Raw genomic sequence first — 2,777 nt, 5'->3', positions numbered from 1 at the left:
TGGTTCTGCGGCATTTTGACTGGTTGTTTCTTTTCTTTATGCTTACTGAGTGGTTTTGTTGGCTGATTTTACCTTGTTTTTTGGTGTTTTGGCTGTTTTCGGCCGTGCAGGCACGTGCTGTTCCGTACCGGCCGAAACCGGATGCTAATGGGGTTCATAGGCGGTGCGTTTTTGGTTGATGGCCGGAGGCGGCGCGTTGGGGTCAAAGTACAGGACGGTCTGCATGATGCCCTTTCTGCAGCATGGACAGCGTGTGTGGTCGTAGTTTTCCTGAAAATGGAGCGGATTGGATTACCAATAAAAAAACATCTATAAAACCTTCTAAACCCGCGTAGTTCCATGCGATCGTTCAATCGTTGATTGACAAGTGCCGGTGGTCAAATCAGACCCAAACCTATATCCATGTAAGCCAAAAACGATGAGACACCGCTGTAAGTTAAAACCGATCAGAAAAAAATCTTATTTTTCCCATCGCTCCATCAAGTCCTTAATGGCATAGCGTAAAACTTTCTCATTTTCCATGTCTGTAGCATACAAAACACCTTCTTGCTCATCTACAGAGATGCCAAATATATTATCAGTTGTCCGCATTAAACAGACAGGGTTTCCTTCCCAGTCAAACACTTTGATAGTCTTTTCCAAAACTGTCCCATCAACCTGGCTTATTTTGCTTTTGGCGTCTATGGCAAAAATATAACGTTCTGTTAGACTTATGTTGTTATAGCCGCTAACCTTATCCGAAATAAAATCCGATTCGACATCAATCTCTAACGCATCGTAGTATTCGTCCCTCCAATTATTGCCATCTACTATAGATCTGACCAACTTTAAATCCTCATCAAAAATATCAATCCTATCAAAAATAAATGTAGCCTGTACAAATAGGTTTTTCGAAGGGTGTTTGGATAGCGTAGCAGTGTAGAGGCTATTGATTATATCTGCTGGTAACTTTTCCACATTTGTAATCTTTGGAAACAGCTCTGACTTTTTTATATTTTGAGTCTTTGGATCTAGTGATTTAATCCGGACATAGTCCTCTTCGTAAATCCAACATCTTGATATCAATTTTTCATCACTAACATATATCATGTCAAGGAAAGGAAATTTCTTGCTATTTATATTAATGGTTTGATCTATGACCGGATAAGGAGATGAATTTTTCAATGTTTTAGTTATATTAATTTTTGAAATAAACCCTCTATGGTACTCAGATACCCAAATACATATTCCGGAGGAAGCTATCTCAAATTGACCTGCAAAATTAATCATTCTCCACTCCTCTGGTCCTTCCCCCCTTACGCCAAAGGATCCTTGATATTCCAAAGTGTTTTTATGATATACGTTAAAAAAATACTTCCCACTTTCCGTCATTAATAATAAAAGTGTATCCATTACGTAAACTAGACGGTTTATATTATAGTCATTTTGGACAATGGACTCTCCTTGAATTTTCTCCACAGGTCCAAAATCTCCAAAAGATATCTTTTTTGCTGCTTTTTCCTGCTCATTGGAATTGGTACAAGCGCTTAACAGTAAAAATGGCAAAATGTAAATTTTATTAATCTTCTTCATTTAATACCTTTTTTAATACACCCGCCTTTAAGAAACACCCCTTATCCTAACGTCAGATAAGGGGTATTAATTACCTAAGTTAGGATCCACATTGGGATTTACTGTTGCCATTCAAAGAGATGAGAAAATATCCCTTATATCGTATCTCAAAATTCGGTCAGGGTAACGATCAATAGCGTAGATCAGGAAATTCTCTGTATCTACTGCAAACTGGGACAAATAATCATTTAACATAAGTTGACAATAAAATTCCCCATCCCAGGTAAATACATTTATCACCGGATCAATTTTAACTGTTCCTATTTCCATAAAATTCTGCCCATAATAAAGTGAAAATATATATTTTTCAGTCGAAGTAACATACATATAATGGGACATGTATGGTAACAAAGCCCCATCGACTGTCAGTCTATCCCTTTTTGTAATATGATCAGAATCGCCTGTGACCATAGATTTAATAAGTTTTCCCTCAAAATCAAACATATCAATTCTGTTAAATCCATCCATTGCTGATGCAATCAATCTCTTATCTTTGTTGATGGTGATTTGACTAAAATATAACGCATAGAGATCGTACGCATTTAGATTATTATCTTTCACGCTGGGAAACAGGTCGGTAACAAAACTGCTGTCAGAGGATAAGTTATAATACAATAGCCTGCCTCGTTCTTTTGCATCCATACCAGGCGTAGATACCATGATAGAATCATTGATTTGAAAAACAGATTGGGTTAATCCATGCTCAAAACTTGGATTAAATTCATTCACATAAGTTTCCTTTCCTGTTTTTATAAAATGGCTAAAATTAAAATACGTTACCTTCCCAAAATTCAGATCAGAAATAATAAGATATTTTTCGTTATTAATCTCAATAAAATCACCGCTCAATCTTGCTGACATAAATTCATTTACTCCTTCTCCGACATATCCGAAACTACCAAATTTTTCCAACTTCTTTGAGTGATACACATTGAAGTGAACACCTTGATTTCCTCTGGTTTTTACCAGCAAGAATGAATCAAGCATATATAAACCGGTTGCATCTACCTCGTCCTCCAGAATTATTTCGCCTACAAGTGCATATCTTTTCTCAAAAAGTGAATAATTTGAACTTCGCCTTTCTGAACAAGAAATGACGAGAAACGAAAACAATAAAATAATTATTGGCGTCCGACTAATTTTAAAGATAGCCAAAAACCTGCGGT

General features: G+C 36.6%; 2 protein-coding genes. Both read right to left on the bottom strand.

Annotated features, from left to right (window positions below):
• Window positions 1-459: 459 nt before the first annotated feature.
• The gene (locus tag ADIS_RS07160; protein WP_010853727.1) at window positions 460-1,572 is read right to left on the bottom strand and encodes a BF3164 family lipoprotein; all 1,113 of its coding nucleotides are present in this window, start codon (window positions 1,570-1,572) and stop codon (window positions 460-462) included.
• Window positions 1,573-1,683: 111 nt separating this feature from the next.
• A partial coding sequence (locus ADIS_RS07155) for a BF3164 family lipoprotein (RefSeq protein WP_035805075.1) occupies window positions 1,684-2,777 on the bottom strand: 1,094 nt, incomplete at its 5' end.

Origin of the sequence: Lunatimonas lonarensis (assembly GCF_000390185.1) — a bacterium.
GTDB classification, from domain to species: domain Bacteria; phylum Bacteroidota; class Bacteroidia; order Cytophagales; family Cyclobacteriaceae; genus Lunatimonas; species Lunatimonas lonarensis.
The sequence above is the reverse complement of the archived record's forward strand: the minus strand, read 5'-3'. Positions and strand labels throughout refer to the sequence as shown.